Below are 16,182 nucleotides of genomic sequence, written 5' to 3' on the forward strand. Positions count from 1 at the left end.
CAGAAGAGATGTCAGGAACCGCGCCTTGATTTCGGACATGGAGTCGCCTTCGACGGATCAGCCACAGGGGTATAGGGACCACATTACGATCCTGCTGCTCCTCAGTATAACGCATCTCGAGGAAAGCCCCATCCCGTTGCCGGCGAAGCGAGCGGCTCCCCTTATGCTGAGCGAGGACCACGCGCTGCGCGGCGCCCGAATCCGGTTTGAGATAGACCATGTTATCCATCCCCCAAAAACAGAGGGAGCCTCCATCAGGAGGCTCCCTCTGCCTGACACGGGAGAGCGGACACCGTGGTTATTCGGACAGGCGGACGACTTGCTCGGCCTGGAGACCCTTGGGCGTTTCGCGGATCGTGAACTCCACCCGCTCGCCTTCCTCGAGGTTGCGGAACCCCTGGCCGACGATGGCCGTGTAGTGGACGAAAACGTCTCGGTCCCCTTCGTCCGGCCGGATGAAGCCATACCCCTTCGTCCGGTTGAACCAGCGGACGGTGCCCTTGACACGCTGACCAGCCATTGCTGCAACTCCTCACAAAGGATTTTGAAGCCCGCAAGGGGCGGACTTCCATTCCCCCTGGATGGAACGATCCCACCGGACGAAGGGGACGCCCAGGCCTGAAACAAAAAAGCCGTCGGGCGAGTCCTGCGTTGACCCGACGGCCAAACTTTCAGAACATCCCCCTCACGCTCCGGTTACTCGTTCCGGAAATTATCATAACCGAAATGTCGATTTTGTCAAGTGGGCGCCCTGACCGTCGGGGCTTTTCCACGGGCTCAGGGCCTGCCTCGTTCGGACCCCATCCAGGTGGCGAGATGCCCCTCTCAGGGGGATGGACGATCTCCTCCAGGACTGCTGAGGAGAATCCTACACGATGGCCGCCCGACACCTGGCCAGAACCTCCAGAAGCTCCGTATGGATCAGGCCATTGGTGGCCACGATCTCGGTGCCCAGCGGCGGCAGTGGATCCCCCAGGGGGGTGGTAACGCGCCCACCGGCCTCCTCCACCAGCAAAGCCCCCGCCGCCAGATCCCAGGGGCTTAACTGGAACTCCCAGTATCCATCCAGGCGTCCCGCGGCAACGGACGCCAGGTCCAGCGCTGCGGACCCCACGCGCAGAACCCCATGGCAACGTTTTAACAACGCGATGAACTCACGGGTGTTATCCAGAGGCGATTCCTGACGATCATATGGAAACCCGGTCACCAGCAACGCTGCCTCCAGCCGCGGTGTTCGGGTCACCCGGATCGGCCGTCCGTTCAGAAAGGCCCCTTCGCCGCGCCGCGCGGCAAAGAGCTCGTCGCGCATCACGTCATACACCACCGCCAGCTCTCGCTGCCCTTCATGGAGCACGGCGATGGAGACAGCGAAAACCGGGAACCCATGGGCGAAATTCGTGGTGCCATCCAGGGGATCCACCACCCAGAGCCAAGGCGAGTCGCGATCGGTCCCCCCGCTCTCCTCCGCCAGCACCCGATGATCCGGAAAGGCGCTCTGGATGCGAGCGAGCACCGCCTGTTCGGAGGCCAGATCGGCTTCGGTGACCAGATCGATCTCGCCCTTATACCGGATTTCCAGGCCGCGCTGGAAATGCCAGCGGAGGATCCGCCCGGCCTCCAGGGCAGCCTCCACAGCAACCCGATACGCCTGATCTAACACCGAGGTGAAAGCCGTCATCCGCTATTCCTCCGTTACGAAAGACTTCGGAAAGCTTGCCCCTATCCAGTCAGAAGCCTCATCGGATTATAATTCGGGTTAGAGATTGCGCGGCGGGTCTTCTTGTGGGGCTTTGGGGGTCGGGCCGAACCGGCCCCCAGGGGAAGGCGAGGACTTCCGTCGATCGACCCTCAACCGCATAAGCCCTGCATGAGTGGCCATCTGCCTGGACTTTGAGCGAACCCGCCACCCCCCTCCAGGGGATCCGATGGCACCTGGGTTTGCCCCGATCCTCTCTGGAAGAATTCGCCATGAACGAATGGTTCGACGTTCGCTCGATCCCGGCTCAGAGATGGGTGGTGCTGATCCTGGGCCTGGCCGCCGCCTGGGGGCTGGGCTGGGGGATCGCCATGGCCGGCCCGGTTCTGGCCCTCGCGGGGTTGCTGGGCGCCATCCTCATCGTGCTGGTCGTGAGCTCTATCGATATCGCCTTCTTCCTGGTGCTGGCCGTAATCTTCCTGCTCCCCTTTGGGACGCTCCCGGTCCGACTGGGCTTCACGCCGACCCTGCTGGATCTGGCCGTTCTGGGATGGCTGCTGAGCGGGCTGGCATGGTGGGCCGCCGGACGTATCGGGGCGCCCCAGGGGACGGCGCTGGGTTTCCCCGTGCTGGCCTTCCTGGGCACCACGCTGGCCACCTTCATCGCCGGATTGGCCCACGCTCCCCTCACCCAGACCGTGGCCCGGCGGTTCGCCGAATTCCTGCTGGCCATCCTCTCGTTCTTCTGGGTGGTCACCCTCGTCCGGGACGAGATCCGGCTCGCACGTCTGATCCGATGGATCATCGGCCTTGGGTTTCTGACCGCCCTGATCGCGGTTGTTCTCTATGTGCTGCCAGATGCCCGGGCGGAGGAATGGCTGCTGCGGCTTCAACCGGTGGGATATTACCAGGAAGGCGGTCCCGTGCTCCGCTATATTCTGGACGATCCGGAGCAGCCGGAGCGGGCCATCGGAACAGCGGTGGACCCCAACCTGCTGGGGGCCACGCTGGGAACCCTGATCGCCCTCACCTTCCCCCAGATCTTCGCCCGCCGGCCAGCATGGCCTCGGGCGCTGACGGTCCTGTTCCTGGGGACGATGGGGCTGGCGCTGCTGTTGACGTTCTCGCGCGGCGCCTTCATCGGGACCGCGGTGGCGGTCCTCCTCCTCAGCCTGCTCCGCTATCGGCGGTTGCTTCCCCTGATCGCGGCCAGCCTGATCCTGATCTTCCTGCTTCCCTCCACGCAGGGCTACACCCAGCATCTCCTGGCCGGGCTCCGGGGGGAAGATCTGGCGACCCGCATGCGATTCGGAGAATACCGGGATGCCCTGACCCTCATCTCCCGTTATCCGCTCTTCGGAGTCGGGTTCACCGGAGTGCCGGATGTGGATCTTTACATGAAAGTGGCCAGCATCTATCTGCTGCTCGCGGTCCAGATGGGGCTCGTCGGGTTAGGGATCTTCCTCCTCGTGATGGGGATCTTTTTCGCCACCGCCTGGAACGCGCGGCACGCGGTGCGGAACCGCCCTGATCTGGAGCCCATCTGGCTGGGCCTTCACGGGGCCGTGCTGGCCGCCCTGGTCAGCGGCGTCTTCGACCACCACTTTGTGAATTTCGATTTCCACCATATGGTGCAGTGGTTCTGGCTGCTGGTCGGCCTGGGAGTGGCAGCGACCCGGATCGCCCAATTCGCCGATCGACCCCACGGGCTCGCTTCTGCTCACGCCCGGAAAGGACGCTAGGATGAGCTTCACGCAGACGCTGGCCCGATTGCTGACCGAGGGGCCCGCCTCGCTGTTCTACCATCTCATCCTGGGCCTGGCCCTGGAGGGCCTGGGGCTGATGGCCCTGGAGACCGCCCGGCGCGCCCCAGGAAACCGCCTGGCCCGTCGCCTGGTCCTGGCCGCCGGCCTGGGGCTGATCGGGCGCCTCGTCCTGTTCGGAGCCGCCTTCGCGGAAAGCCAGTGGCTGCCCGCCGGAACCCTGCTCCCCCCCCTGGAGCGCGCGGTGGACCTGGCCACATGGACCTGGATCGGATGGGCGATGATCGAGGAGGCGCCCGGGCTCTGGCTCCCCGCCCTTCATACCGCCGTCGTCCTCGGCATCTATGGATGGATCGCCCCCGGCTGGATGAGCCTTTCCATGCAGGACCCCACATTCTTTTATGCCGCCACCCCTTCCGATCGGGCGTGGATGCTGTGGACGATGGGGCTGGCCCTGGGGATCGGGGGATGGCTCCTCTCCCGTTCCCCCTCGGTGTTCCAGGGCTCCGGCGCCCTGGGGTTCTTCGCGCTGGCCCTGGGCGCCCTTCTGCAACTCCACATGCCCATCGCCGGAACCCATCTGGCCCCCTGGGCTCGCCTGGGGGCCCTGACCGCCCTCCCCCTGTGGCTGACGGGCGCCTATCGCCTGGCCCTTCAGACGGCGCAGCGGGTTTCCGGGGAGAGCGGCGAGGCCGCGGAAATGTGGCGCGTCTGGAGCCGGGGGCTGCTCCACGCCTTGCAGGCGCAGGGGGATCCAGCTCCCTTCCATGAGGCGCTGCGGGCAGCCCGGATGCTCCTGGGCGCCCGGTGGACGGCAGTCGGGCTCTTGCAGAACGATCGGCTTCTGATCATCGCGCGGGAGGGGGAAGGCCTGCCCCGGGCGGGGACGGATCTCACCCTTCCCCTGCCTGAATATCCTCAGATCGGGGAGGCGATCCTCCGGCGTTACCCCAGCTTCCTGACCCCTGAGGATCAACAGGGGGAAGCCGGCCAGCGGCTCTGGCAGGCCTTCGGCATGGGAACCATCGGCTTCCTTCGAATCGAGCCGCTGGTCGTTCAGAACCAGCTCCTCGGCGCCTGGTTGATCGGCCACCCGCCGGAGAACAGGCACGGGCTCTCCCGGGATCCGGGGGTGAGCCGGCCGATGGCGGAGCTCCTGGCGCAAACCATCAGTCTGCTCCAGGAACGGGAGCGGAAAGCGACCCTGGAAGCGGCGCTGCGGTCTCTGCAACAGGAGCATGAAGAGCAGGTGCAACGCCTGGAAGCCCGGCACGCGGAGGAGCGGCAGATGCTGCAGCGGGAGATCAACCGCTGGGCGACCCGGGCCGCGGAAGCGGAGGAGGAGCGGGAACGATGGCGGCGGCGGGCGGAGGAGCTGGCCCATCTGATCGAAGCCCGGGCTTCGCTCCCGGTGGGGGCCTCCGCTTCGAACCCCGGGGCGATCCCCCCTTCGTCCCCCGCCCCGGAAACCGCCCCCGAAAGCCAGCGGGAGGAATTGATCCTGGCGCTCCTCCAGGAGCTCCGAACCCCGCTGACCGCCCTCCTGGGCTACACAGATCTCCTGTTAGGGGAAGCGGTGGGCATCCTGGGCGCCACCCAGCGCCAGTTCCTGCTCCGGATGAAAGCCAATATCGAACGGATGGCCGGGTTGATCCGGGAAACCCTCCAGATCGTTGCGCTGGAGGCCGGGACCTTCCAGCTGGAGACCGGGCCGCTCCCTCTGACCGAAATCCGGGATCAGGTGCTTCAGCAGCTCCAGCCGGTGCTTCAGGAACGGGGCCTGCGCCTAACTTTAGAATGGCCGGACGACCTGCCGCCGGTCCGGATGGATCGGGATGCGGCCCAGCAGGTCCTCTATCATCTGCTGAACAACGCCGCCCTGTGCAGCCAGCCTGGCACGGCCATCGGCCTGCAGGCCCGCCTGAACCCCGAGGTCCCCGGAGTGCTCTTCCTCCGCGTGCGGGACACCGGTGGAGGCATTCCTCTGGAAGAAGTCGCTCGGGTGTTCATCCCCCGCTACCGGGCCACCACCCCCCTGATCCCGGGCGTTGGAGATAGCATTGGCCTCTCTATCGCACGGGCCCTGGTCGAGGCCAGCGGAGGCCGGATCTGGGTGGAGAGCGAGCCCGGCATCGGAAGCACCTTCACCGTCGTCCTGCCTCTTTTCGATGGATGATCAGATTCTGGGTAGCTGGCCACGGGGAGCCTTCATCCATGCACGGGGCTGAAGAAGGAGAAGGATGAGATCGGGACCCGCTTCCTCGTGGAAAACCATCCTGGAGCGCGCCCTGGGGCTCCTGCTGCTGGGGTGGATCCTGATCGGCGCCCTCTGGACGGCCGCCGCGGAGATGCGGCCTCGTCCTCTCGGAGGGGCGCGCAGCCCCGGCCTTCCCACCCGGCAGGCCACCCTGGAGCCCACGGCAACGTCCCCCATCCCCACAAGCCCAACGTCACCTCCCTCCCCCACGCTGCCGCCGGTGGCTCTATCGACGCCGAGCCCATCGGGTCCGACCGCCACGCCGTTGCCCAGCCCGACCCGCACGCCCTGCCGGCCGCCCGAGGATTGGATCCCCTATCGGGTGCAGCCTGGGGATACCGCCTTTCGGCTGGCGACCCTGGCGGGGATCTCTTTGCCCCGGTTTCTGGAGGCCAACTGCTTACGTGGACCCGCGCTGTTCATCGGCCAGCGGGTGTATCTGCCGGTGCGCCTGCCTACCCCAACTCCGAACCTGACCCCATGCGGCCCACCGTCGGAGTGGGTGCTGTATACCGTGCAGCCGGGAGAGACCCTCTACCGGCTGGCCGTGCGCTTCCAGGTTCCCCTCTACCTGTTGATGCAGGCCAATTGCTTAACCAGCCCGGCCCTGACCGCCGGTCAGCGTCTCTATGTGCCGCCGCTGGGGACGCCGACGGCCACACGGCCTCCGCCCCCGCCGCCACCGCCTCCACCCCCTCCGCCGCCGTCTTCTCCAGCTCCCTCCCCCACGGCGACGCCGACCCCTACGCCGGCGCCTCCGGCCCCGCCGACGGAGACCCCTTCTCCATCGCCGTCGCCCACCGCCACGGGGACACCTACCGGGACCCCGAGCCCGACCGCCGCCTCCTCATCTTAATGCTACAGCCGCACCTGGCCTTCGAGTGGGGCCACAACCACACCTGAAGGCATAGGGCAACTGCAAGCAGTTGCCCTACGCGGCATCACCCCTGATCCAGGGGAAGCGCCCGAAAGCCCCCTGGGAGAGGTCAGCCGCTGAACTCCTGAGGCAAGCAACCCGCATGCTCCGGGGGCAGGATCGCGGCTTTGGTGGCCAAAAGGCGGTGGGCTCATTCCGGGGGAAAAAACCGGAGGCGCCGGTTGCCGTGGGCGCCTCCGGATCCTGAGGGTTCTGGGGAGCGTGGGGCCCGGCTCACTTCCGGGCGGTCTTCTTGGCGGTCGTCTTCTTGGCGGTCTTCTTGGCCGCCGCCTTCTTGGCGGTCTTCTTCGCCGCGGCCTTCTTGGTCGGCTTCTTGGCCGCCGCCTTCTTGACGGTCTTCTTCGCCGTTGCCTTGCGGGCCGGCTTGGCCGGGGCTGGAGCCGGCGCCGGAGCCGCCTCCTCCACAGGCGCCTCGGGGGCCGGCGCGACCGCGCCTTCCTCCATCTGGTAGTAGATCCATTTGCCGATCATCGCTCGCTCCTTTCCTCTCAGGGATAAGAAGTGGGCAACCGGTTTTCACGTTCATTGTATGAGCGGGCGTGAAATTTAGGCAAGACTAAATTCGTCGCGAGAGGCCTGGTTGTGGGGAAACCGGGAGCATGCCGGGCGCATTTGCTATAATGGCGGCGAACCATCGCCGGGTGGATCGGGCCAAGGATTCCCTGAGGGAAAGAGGCGGGATGCCGAAGGCGCCTGGCCTCGCTCCGGCAGGCCCTGAAGGCCCATTCGGAGGACAGGGATGCCCGGTCCGGCCTCATAACGGGGAGGTGATCGTTGCGGATCTGGCAATGGGTTCTGGGGCTTCTGATCAGCGCCCTGGCGCTTTACGGAGCGATCCGGGGCCTGGATCTTCCGACCCTATGGGCCGCCCTACAGGCCGGGAATTACGGCTGGGTGCTACCAGCCCTTCTCGCCCTGACCCTGAGCGTGGCGGCCCGGGCCGCCCGCTGGCGGCTCCTCCTGAATCGCCCTCGGGGGGTGCCCTTCTACCGGCTGTGGAACATCCTCAACGTCGGCTATCTGGTGACCCATCTCCTTCCCTTCCGGATGGGAGAGCTGGCCCGGGTCCTCCTGCTGGCCCGCTATCCCCAGACCCCCCCAGGCCTGGTGGCGATGTCCATTGTGGTGGAGCATGTCCTGGACCTGGTGGCCGTGTTGATGCTAACGGGGCTGGCCCTGGCTCTCCGGCCGGAAGCCCTGGGGATCGGGATCCTGAGCGGGGCCGGGTTGGGCTTGACCGCGGGGGCGCTTCTCATGCTCTGGGTCGGGGCGTTCCGTCCGAACTGGGCATGGAGACTGGCGGAGGGGCTGACCCAACCCTTCCCGGCACGTTTTCGGGAGCGCCTGCGCCAGGAAGCACGGGCCGCCCTCAGCGGCCTGGAGGTCCTGCGAACCCCATGGGCCCTGGCGGAGGCTCTGGGATGGTCCCTCGTGGCATGGGTGGCCGCCGGGTCCCAGCTCTATGCGATCATGGGGGCTTTCCTCACCGATCCAGACTGGCTGCCCGCCCTCTGGACGATGACGGCCCTGACCTTCGGGATGCTCGTCCCCTCCACACCTGGATACATCGGGGTGGTGCAGGGGATCACCGTTTGGGTCCTGGGTCGCTTTGGGATCCCCCAGGCGACCGCCTTCAGCATCTCCGTGGTCTCCCATGCCCTGATCTACTTCTACCTCTCCGCGCTGGGGGCCCTGGGGCTCTGGATGGAGACCGGAAGCCTCCGGCTTCGCTTCCTGCACCGGGAAAACGCGCCCCACTCCCAGTAGGGGGTGGCCTCTCATCGGCGGACCCTTTCCCAACCCAATATAATAGCCTCGGCGATGCCTTCGGATAGGATCCCGGCTGGCTCCACTAAGGAGGAGGTTTCGATGCCTGCTCATGCGCTGATCACCGGCGGCGCCGGTTTCATCGGATCCAACCTGGCGGACGCCCTGGCCTCTGAGGGCTGGGTGGTATGGATCTTCGACCTGCTGGCCCGCCCCGGCGTGGAGCGGAACCTGGCCTGGCTCCAGGCGCGCCATGGCGGGCGCATCCGCTTCGTCCGCGGGGATATCCGGGATTTCCCGGCGGTGGCCGAGGTGGTGCGGCAGGCCGAGGTGATCTTCCACCTGGCCGCCCAGGTGGCGGTCACCACTTCCCTCATCGATCCCCGCACCGATTTCGAGATCAACGCCCTCGGCACCCTGAATGTCCTGGAGGCGGCCCGCCAGGCCCGCCATCGCCCGATCATCCTCTACACCTCCACCAACAAGGTCTACGGCGCGATGGAAGATGTGCCCGTGGTGGAGGAGGCCACCCGCTACCGGTATGCCGACCGGCCCTTCGGGATCGACGAGCGCCAGCCCCTGGATTTCCATTCCCCGTATGGCTGTTCCAAGGGGGCCGCGGATCAATACGTGCGGGACTACGCCCGGATTTACGGGCTTCCCACCGTCGTGTTCCGCATGTCCTGTATCTACGGCCCCCGCCAGTTCGGCACGGAGGACCAGGGGTGGGTCGCCCACTTTGTGATCTCCGCGATGGCCGGGCGCCCCATCACGATCTACGGCGATGGCAAGCAGGTGCGGGATCTGCTGTTCGTGACCGACCTGATCGCCGCGATGCGGGCGGCGGTGGAGCGGATCGACCGGACGGCCGGGCAGGTTTACAACATCGGGGGAGGGCCAGCGAACGCCCTTTCGATCTGGCATGAGTTCGCCCCCCTGCTGTCCGAGATCCTCGGCCGCCCGGTGGAGCCTCCGGCCTTCGGCCCCTGGCGCCCTGGGGATCAGAAGGTGTATATCAGTGATATCCGGAAGGCGATGCGCGATCTGGACTGGCAACCCCGGGTCGGCGTGCGGGAGGGCCTGACGCGCCTCGCGGAATGGGTGCGGGAGGGGATCCCGCTCCCTGCCCCCGATTGACCGCAAGGGAGCGAGGGGTTTCGCCGTCCGCCCGAGGGCCTGGGGCTTTCCTGCGCATCTTCCGCCCATGGCCGTCGGGCCACGGGAAGCGCGGCGCCAATGATCCGGGCGGTCTCGAAATCCCATGGCGGATTTCAGGGCCCATGAAAATCCTGGTGGCATTGACGTATTACCGTCCCCACATCAGCGGTCTGACCATCTATGTCGAGCGAGCGGCCCGGGCGCTGGCCGCCCGCGGGCACGAAGTCCAGATCCTGACCTCCCGGTATGACCGGCGCCTCCCTCTGGAGGAGATCCGGGATGGGGTGCGGATCCGCCGGGTGCCCGTGTGGTTCCGGGTCAGCAAGGGGGTCATCATGCCCACCATCGGGGTGTGGGCCACCCGGCTGGCCCGATGGGCCGATGTGCTCTGGCTCCACCTCCCCCAGTTCGATGCGGCGGGCATCGCCCTGCGCGGACGCCTCTTCCGGAAGCCGGTGGTCCTCACCTACCACTGCGATGTCACCCTCCCGCCCGGCCTGGTCAACCGCCTGGCCAACGTCATGGTTCATCTGATGGACCATCTGGCCGCCCGTCTCGCCGACGTCATCGTGACCTACACCGAGGATTACGCCCGGCATTCCCCTTATCTCTCCCGCTATTTGCACAAAGTTCGGGTCATCCCGCCCCCGGTGGAGATCCCGATCCCCCAACCCGAGCGGGTGGCCGCCTTCCGGGCCCGCTGGGGGCTGGAGAACCAGGTGGTGATCGGGATGGCGGCCCGGCTGGCGGCCGAGAAAGGCGTGGAATATCTCCTGGAGGCCCTCCCCCAGATCCTCTCGGTCTATCCCAACGCACGGGTCCTCTTCGCCGGACCCTACCAGAACGTCCTGGGGGAAGAGGCCTATGCCCGGCGACTGGCCCCTCTCTTTGAGCGATACCGGGACCACTGGACCTTTGTGGGGGTGCTGGAGCCGGAGGAGATGGCGGCCTTTTACGCCAGCTGCGACGTGGTCGTGCTCCCCAGCCTGAACGCCACGGAATCGTTCGGCCTGGTTCAGGTGGAAGCCATGCTGTGCGGGACCCCGGTGGTGGCCAGCGACCTGCCAGGCGTTCGGGTGCCGACGCGCACCACCGGGATGGGGCGGACGGTGCCCCCGCGGGACAGCGCAGCCCTGGCCCGGGCCATCCTCGAGGTGCTGGCCAACCGCCCGGCCTTCTGCCGGCCCCGGGAATGGGTGGAGCAGCACTATAATACGGAGCGGACCGCCGCGGCCTATGAAGCGCTCTTCGAGGAGCTGAGGGCATCCCGGGGCTGAACGGAGAAAGGAGAGGGAAGATGAGGATCCACCGGCTGATCGTTGAAAACTTTCGCTCGATCGAACATGCCGATCTGGAGCTGGCTCCCCTCACGATCCTTTACGGGCCAAACGGAGCCGGGAAATCCTCCCTCCTCTACGCGCCGCTGGGGCTCCGGAATATCGCCATGTCCCCCAATGCTCCCCCCTCCGCCTTCTGGAATTACGGGTTCGTCTCTTTAGGCGGGTTCCGCGAAGTGGTCTTCGGCCATACTCCAGGGCGGGAGATCGCTATCGGTGTGATGGTCTCCGTGCCGGAGGACGCGCTCATTCGGGGGAAGAGCCCTCAGGCCCTGGGATATCGAGTTCGACTTCAGGAGGAGCGGGGATGGCTGGAGCTTCTGATCGGCTCGCGGGAGGCTATGGAGACCCTGGCCGCTCTGGAGGTGACCTTTCCATATAGTGGGACTCAGAGCGTGGAGATCCCGGAGGTCGATCCGGGGATCGAGGCGGCCTGGAACGGATTCGTTGTCCAGGTCAAGGCCAGGGATGCCACAAGCGCCCAGAGGGCGCAAGCTATTGCCCGCGCCCTCAACGCCCCCATAGAAGCCCTGCGGCGCATCCGCTTCGTCCCCCTGCGTCGGGGATTCTCCCAGCCCATTTACACGCCCGTCCCGATCACCCCTCTCCCCCTCACGGAGGGAGAGATCGCCACTCTCCTGGCTCAGGATCGAGATCTGGAGTATCGGGTGGAGCGCTATCTGGAACAAATCGCAAACCGGAACTTTCGCGTGCGACCCCAGCTGGGGACGGCGGTCTTCGAATTAATCGCTGGGGATCGGGAGACCGGGCTGGGGGTGTCGCTGGTCAATGAAGGCTTCGGGATCAATCAGCTCATCTATTTGCTCGCCCAGGCCCTGAGCGGAGACGCGGAATGGATCCTCATCGAGGAGCCGGAGATCCACCTGCATCCTTCAAGCGTCCGGCGGCTGGCCCGTGCGCTGTCGCAGATCGCTTCCCGACATCACAAGCAATTTCTGATCTCCACCCACAGCGAGGCGTTCCTGATCGCCCTTCTGGCCCAGGTGGCACAGGGCACGCTCCGGCCCGCGGATCTGGCGTGTTATTTCGTGGAACGAAAGGATGGCGTCTCCCTCTTCACGCGCCAGGCTGTGACGGAGGAAGGACAGATCGAAGGGGGCATGCGAAGCTTTATAGAAGGGGAGCTGGAGGATTTGCGGGAATTCCTGGGCCTGGAGGAGGAGCCGGAGGGAACTCCCGGATAGGCGGGATGTCGAATGAGCTCGCAATGCCTGGTGATCGATGAGTGGTTGTTCCATCACCTGAGGGGAGAGGCCGGCCCGGACGCAATCCGTCAGGCGGTTCGATTACTGGAGGAAATTGAACGGCGCTGCGATCGAAGCGCATGGCAGCCGGGGACGCCATGGGCACAAAAGGCTTTCCGTCTCTTCGACACCGATCAACCAGGGATCCGACTGGCCAGCAAGCTGCTCCAGCGGCTCCTCTGGGATCCGGCTAAAAGCCGGATACCTCGCCAGTCGTTAAAAACGAATGCGCCCTGGATGGATCGGATACCGGAGGAGGACCGTTATCTGGTCACTCTCTATCTTGAGGCAGGGGCGGATGTTCTGATCACGACAGACGAGCGGCTCCTCTCCCGGATCCGGGAAACGCAGGCTCCTGTCCGGGCGCTATCGCTCCCGGAATGGATCGCTATCTATTTCTCCGGGTCGCCGTCCAGATGAGCGCTCCGGATTTCCTCTGGCTGCACCTGAAAGAAGTCCCCGCCTTTCGGGCGTTGCTTCGGGCGGTGGAAGCCCGCTTCTACCAGGGCCTGGAGATGCCGGAGCCCATCCTGGACCTGGGTTGCGGGGATGGGCACTTCGCCTCCGTGGCCTTCCCCGGGCGGGCATGGGTCGGCCTGGATCCTGAATGGGGTCCCCTGAAGGAGGCCGCCGCCCGTCGGGTTTACCGATGGGCGATCCAGGCCGATGGCGCGCATCTGCCGTTCCCCCCGGGGTCCTTCGGGACGGTGATCAGCAATTCGGTGCTGGAACACATCCCTCCCGTGGAGGCTGTCCTGCGGGAGGTGGCGCGGGTCCTTCGCCCCGGAGGCTATTTCCTGTTCTGCTCGCCCAGCCATCGTTTCGTGGAATTCCTTTCGCTGTATCGCCTGCTGCGGCGGCTGCGGCTGCAAGGGCTGGCGGAAGGCTACGGCCGGCTCTTCAACCGCATCTCCCGGCATCATCACTGCGATGCCCCGGAGATCTGGGCGTCCCGCCTGGAGCAGGCCGGGCTTCGCCCGCTTCGATGGTGGTTCTATTTCTCCCGGGGAGCCACCGCGCTGCTGGAATGGGGTCATCTGTATGGGTTGCCTTCCCTGCTCTGCAAAAAGCTTTTCGGGCGCTGGATCCTGGCCCCATGGCGCTGGAGCCTGGAGCCCGTGGAGCGGATCCTTCGACCCTTTTACGAAGAACCCCCAGGTCCGGAAGGCGCCTATTTTTTCATGATCGCGCAACGCTGATCCCATCGGGAGCGGAGGGATGAAACGCCGGTTTCTCCAGGGTGGTTCAGCGGCCGTCTGGATCGTCGCCTTTCTCCTGGCCGTTCTGGGTCAGCTCCGGCTGGACCAGAGCTCCCGGGAGGCTCCGGATCCGCTGGGGCTGGCCCTGTATGCCTGGGCGACGCTCGGGATCGTCTGGGCCCTCCGCCGATCCCCCGAGTGGCTGGATGAGGAAGGCCCTCTCCGGGAAGCGCCCCATGCCGCTCCGGGCGTTCGTCCCCTCTGGCTGGCCCTGAGCCTGGGAGGCATGGCCCTGGCGTTCCTGGACTCCGGAGGCAACCGGTTCCGCCCGGCCGGGGTGATCGCCTGGATCGCGGCGGTGATCGCATGGTTTCTCGCGTGGTGGAACGCTCCCCTCCCCCGCCTTCCGCGGGATGGACTCCTCCTGCGCGGGCATCATCTGGCGCTCCTCCTGATCCTGGCCCTCGGGATCGGGTTCCGCTACTGGGATCTCTGGAACCTCCCCCTCGATGGGAACAGCGATCACGCGGAGAAGCTCCTCGATGTCCGGGATGTCCTGAACGGCGAATGCCGGATCTTCTTCCCCCGGAACACGGGGCGAGAGGCGTTTCAGTTCTATCTGGCGGCGGCGACGATCCGGCTCTTCGGGATGCCGCTGCACAAGTTCACCCTCCAGGTCGGGACGGCCTTCATCGGGGCCCTGCTCCTGCCCGCCCTTTACCTCCTCGGCGCGGCCCTATGGGGGCGACCCGGGGGGCTCTGGGCCATGTTCCTGGGGGCGGTGGCCTCATGGGCGGTCATCCCGGCGCGGGTGGGGTTGCGCTATCCCTTCCTGCCCACCTTCGCCGCCTGGTCGCTGGCGTTCCTGATCCGGGGGCTTCGTTCCGGAAAGCGGACGGATTTCCTCTGGATGGGCTTCTTCCTGGGGGTGGGGCTGTATGGCTACTCGCCCTTTCGGGGGATGCTCGCTGCCCTGCCCGCCGCCTTCCTGGCCGTGTGGCTCGCGCGGCGCGGCTGGCAGACGAAGGCAGGATGGCAGCAGGCATGGGATTTCCTGATCGGAATGCTAACCGCCCTCCCGGTGCTGGCTCCCATGCTGCGCTTCATCGTGGACTATCCCGAGATCTTCTTCTACCGGCTGATGACCCGGGTCTCCACCTGGGAGAAACCCATTGAAGGGAATCCCCTCCTCATCCTGGCCGATAACCTCCGCCGGGCGCTGTTGATGTTCCACTGGACCGGGGATGAAGTCTATGTGGCCACCATCCCCCTGCGGCCGATGCTGGATCCGGTGATGGGGGCCCTGCTGGCCCTGGGCGGGGTGGCGGCGCTCCTGTGGATGCTCCACCATCGGGATCCGGTCCCGCTGGCCGTGCTGGCGGCAGGGCTGGTCATGCTGCTCCCCTCCGCCTATAACCTGTCCTTCCCGCGGGAGAACCCGAGCACGGTGCGGGCCGCAGGCGCCCTGCCGGCCGTGCTCGCCCTGGCCGCGCTGGTCCCCGCTCAATGGACGGCGGAGTGGGGTTCCCCCCGCCGCGGGCGGTGGTTCCGGTGGGGAACGGCGGCCCTGCTGGCCCTCGCCCTGATTCGGATCGATGCGGATCGCATCTTCCGCGAATATGCGACGACCTACTGTCGCATCGCCCTGAACGCCTCGGATGCGGCGGAGATCCTGCGGGGCTTCTATGCGGGGGGCGGGCCGGAGACGAACGCCTTTTATGTAGCGTATCCCTACTGGTTCGATTCGCGGCTGATCGGGATGTGGCTGGGGGACATCGACTGGCCCTACACGATCTGGTATGAGGATCTCCCCCGGGTTCTGGAGGCCCATCGGCGCCTGCCCGGCCCCAAACTGTATCTGGTGCATCCGAAAGACCGTTTCTCCCTGGCCGCACTGCGAGCGGCGTATCCGGAGGGCTGGTGGGCGCTCCGACCCCGAGCCCACTGCGAGGGGCTGGGGATCCTCGTATTCCACGCGCCACCGGGCTCTCCGTAAAGAACACGGGCAGGAGCTTGCGGCCCCTGCCCGTGTCCGTGAGCGATCCTTCCCCCTCAAGCCGGTCGCCGGTGCAGGCGGAGCTCCTCCACCGGCTGGAGGATCACGCCGATCCAGAAGCCCAGGAGTATGAGCTGGGAGAAGAACATCACCAGGTTGATCCCCGAAGTGGAGGGGCTGGTGTGCCCCGCGGCCAGGCCGAAGAAAGCGTTCATCGTCATCCCGCCCAGCAGGGCGATCGCCACCAGGATCCCGGCCACGCGTCGCAGCACCCCGTTCAGGCGGTGGGCCAGGAACAACAGGTAGAGGGCGCCGGCGATCAGGCCCAGGCCGGCGAGCAGCTCGCCCCACTGGACCAGGTTTCCAAAGAGGGCGGCGTTGGCCGTGGCCGGTCCGGTAAGGAACTCCCTCATCCAGGGATACGGGTTCTTCTCCGCGAAGCGGGCCAGGGTCTGGGGCAGGCCCCGCACGAACCCGCCGCCGGTCTCCAGCTTCTCCAGCCCGCCCCGGAGCCATTCGTAGCCGAGGACGATCTGGATCAGCAGCAACCCGATGCGCGCCAGGCGATCCATCGCAGGCCTCCTGTTCCAGGGTCTTTCCGCTTCTCACGGTAACCGAAAAGGCCTTCCCCCGGCAGAGGCCGGCGTCCCGATTTCCCCGGGACATCTGTCCTGACCTTCGCTCCCACCCGTGGGGTCCGATAGAAGGCGCCCGGAGCGGGAAAAGGGACTTGATGGCCCTCCATGCCCGGTTTCAATCCCCCAAAGGCCATATCAGTTTCAATCCCACGCTGGTTCGATTGAGGCA

15 protein-coding genes are annotated in these 16,182 nt (G+C 66.3%); 10 read left to right on the top strand and 5 right to left on the bottom strand.

Going from position 1 to position 16,182, the window contains the following annotated elements; genetic code table 11:
* The 3 genes from VAE54_RS11220 to VAE54_RS11230 form a co-directional block, all read right to left on the bottom strand.
* Positions 1-220 (bottom strand): hypothetical protein (locus tag VAE54_RS11220; RefSeq protein WP_322802054.1); only part of this gene is annotated, 220 nt, incomplete at its 3' end.
* Positions 221-298: 78 nt separating this feature from the next.
* Positions 299-520 (bottom strand): cold-shock protein, encoded by a 222-nt coding sequence (locus VAE54_RS11225; protein WP_088571520.1) that lies wholly within the window; start codon positions 518-520, stop codon positions 299-301.
* 348 nt (positions 521-868) lie between these two features.
* Positions 869-1,678, bottom strand: a complete 810-nt coding sequence (locus tag VAE54_RS11230; protein ID WP_322802055.1) for an inositol monophosphatase family protein — start codon at positions 1,676-1,678, stop codon at positions 869-871.
* 290 nt (positions 1,679-1,968) lie between these two features.
* Between VAE54_RS11230 and VAE54_RS11235 the strand changes: the two genes are divergently transcribed.
* The 3 genes from VAE54_RS11235 to VAE54_RS11245 all read left to right on the top strand — a co-directional run bounded on the left by VAE54_RS11235 (position 1,969) and on the right by VAE54_RS11245 (position 6,572).
* Complete coding sequence (locus VAE54_RS11235) at positions 1,969-3,438, top strand: O-antigen ligase family protein (RefSeq protein ID WP_322802056.1); 1,470 nt, start codon at positions 1,969-1,971, stop codon at positions 3,436-3,438.
* A 1-nt stretch (position 3,439) separates the two neighbouring features.
* The gene (locus VAE54_RS11240; RefSeq protein WP_322802057.1) at positions 3,440-5,635 is read left to right on the top strand and encodes a sensor histidine kinase; all 2,196 of its coding nucleotides are present in this window, start codon (positions 3,440-3,442) and stop codon (positions 5,633-5,635) included.
* A gap of 64 nt (positions 5,636-5,699) precedes the next feature.
* Entirely contained in the window at positions 5,700-6,572 is an 873-nt protein-coding gene (locus VAE54_RS11245) for a LysM peptidoglycan-binding domain-containing protein (RefSeq protein WP_322802058.1), read from the top strand.
* Between the two features lie 294 nt (positions 6,573-6,866).
* On the opposite strand, the gene VAE54_RS11250 is transcribed toward VAE54_RS11245, so the two are convergent.
* Positions 6,867-7,124 carry a hypothetical protein gene (locus VAE54_RS11250; protein ID WP_322802059.1) on the bottom strand — a complete coding sequence of 86 codons (258 nt, stop codon included), beginning with the start codon at positions 7,122-7,124 and terminating at the stop codon, positions 6,867-6,869.
* A 303-nt stretch (positions 7,125-7,427) separates the two neighbouring features.
* On the opposite strand from VAE54_RS11250, the gene VAE54_RS11255 reads away from it, so the two are divergent.
* From VAE54_RS11255 to VAE54_RS11285, 7 genes are all read left to right on the top strand, one after another.
* Complete coding sequence (locus tag VAE54_RS11255) at positions 7,428-8,420, top strand: lysylphosphatidylglycerol synthase transmembrane domain-containing protein (protein WP_322802060.1); 993 nt, start codon at positions 7,428-7,430, stop codon at positions 8,418-8,420.
* 102 nt (positions 8,421-8,522) lie between these two features.
* Positions 8,523-9,557: an SDR family NAD(P)-dependent oxidoreductase gene (locus VAE54_RS11260; RefSeq protein WP_322802061.1), complete on the top strand. Its 1,035-nt coding sequence runs from the start codon at positions 8,523-8,525 to the stop codon at positions 9,555-9,557.
* Positions 9,558-9,700: 143 nt separating this feature from the next.
* Entirely contained in the window at positions 9,701-10,855 is a 1,155-nt protein-coding gene (locus tag VAE54_RS11265; protein WP_322802062.1) for a glycosyltransferase family 4 protein, read from the top strand.
* A 20-nt stretch (positions 10,856-10,875) separates the two neighbouring features.
* On the top strand, positions 10,876-12,120 hold the full coding sequence (locus VAE54_RS11270) for an AAA family ATPase (protein ID WP_322802063.1): 1,245 nt from the start codon (positions 10,876-10,878) through the stop codon (positions 12,118-12,120).
* Between the two features lie 12 nt (positions 12,121-12,132).
* Positions 12,133-12,600 (top strand): hypothetical protein, encoded by a 468-nt coding sequence (locus VAE54_RS11275; protein WP_322802064.1) that lies wholly within the window; start codon positions 12,133-12,135, stop codon positions 12,598-12,600.
* Positions 12,561-13,379 carry a class I SAM-dependent methyltransferase gene (locus VAE54_RS11280; protein WP_322802065.1) on the top strand — a complete coding sequence of 273 codons (819 nt, stop codon included), beginning with the start codon at positions 12,561-12,563 and terminating at the stop codon, positions 13,377-13,379. Before VAE54_RS11275 ends, VAE54_RS11280 begins: the two co-directional genes overlap by 40 nt.
* A 19-nt stretch (positions 13,380-13,398) precedes the next feature.
* Positions 13,399-15,375 carry a hypothetical protein gene (locus VAE54_RS11285; RefSeq protein ID WP_322802066.1) on the top strand — a complete coding sequence of 659 codons (1,977 nt, stop codon included), beginning with the start codon at positions 13,399-13,401 and terminating at the stop codon, positions 15,373-15,375.
* 56 nt (positions 15,376-15,431) lie between these two features.
* Here the strand turns inward: VAE54_RS11285 and VAE54_RS11290 are convergent, their stop codons facing one another.
* A complete protein-coding gene (locus tag VAE54_RS11290) occupies positions 15,432-15,947 on the bottom strand; it encodes a hypothetical protein (protein ID WP_322802067.1) in 516 nt (171 codons plus the stop codon).
* Positions 15,948-16,182 lie beyond the last annotated feature (235 nt).

Origin of the sequence: Thermoflexus sp. (assembly GCF_034432235.1) — a bacterium.
Lineage (GTDB): Bacteria > Chloroflexota > Anaerolineae > Thermoflexales > Thermoflexaceae > Thermoflexus.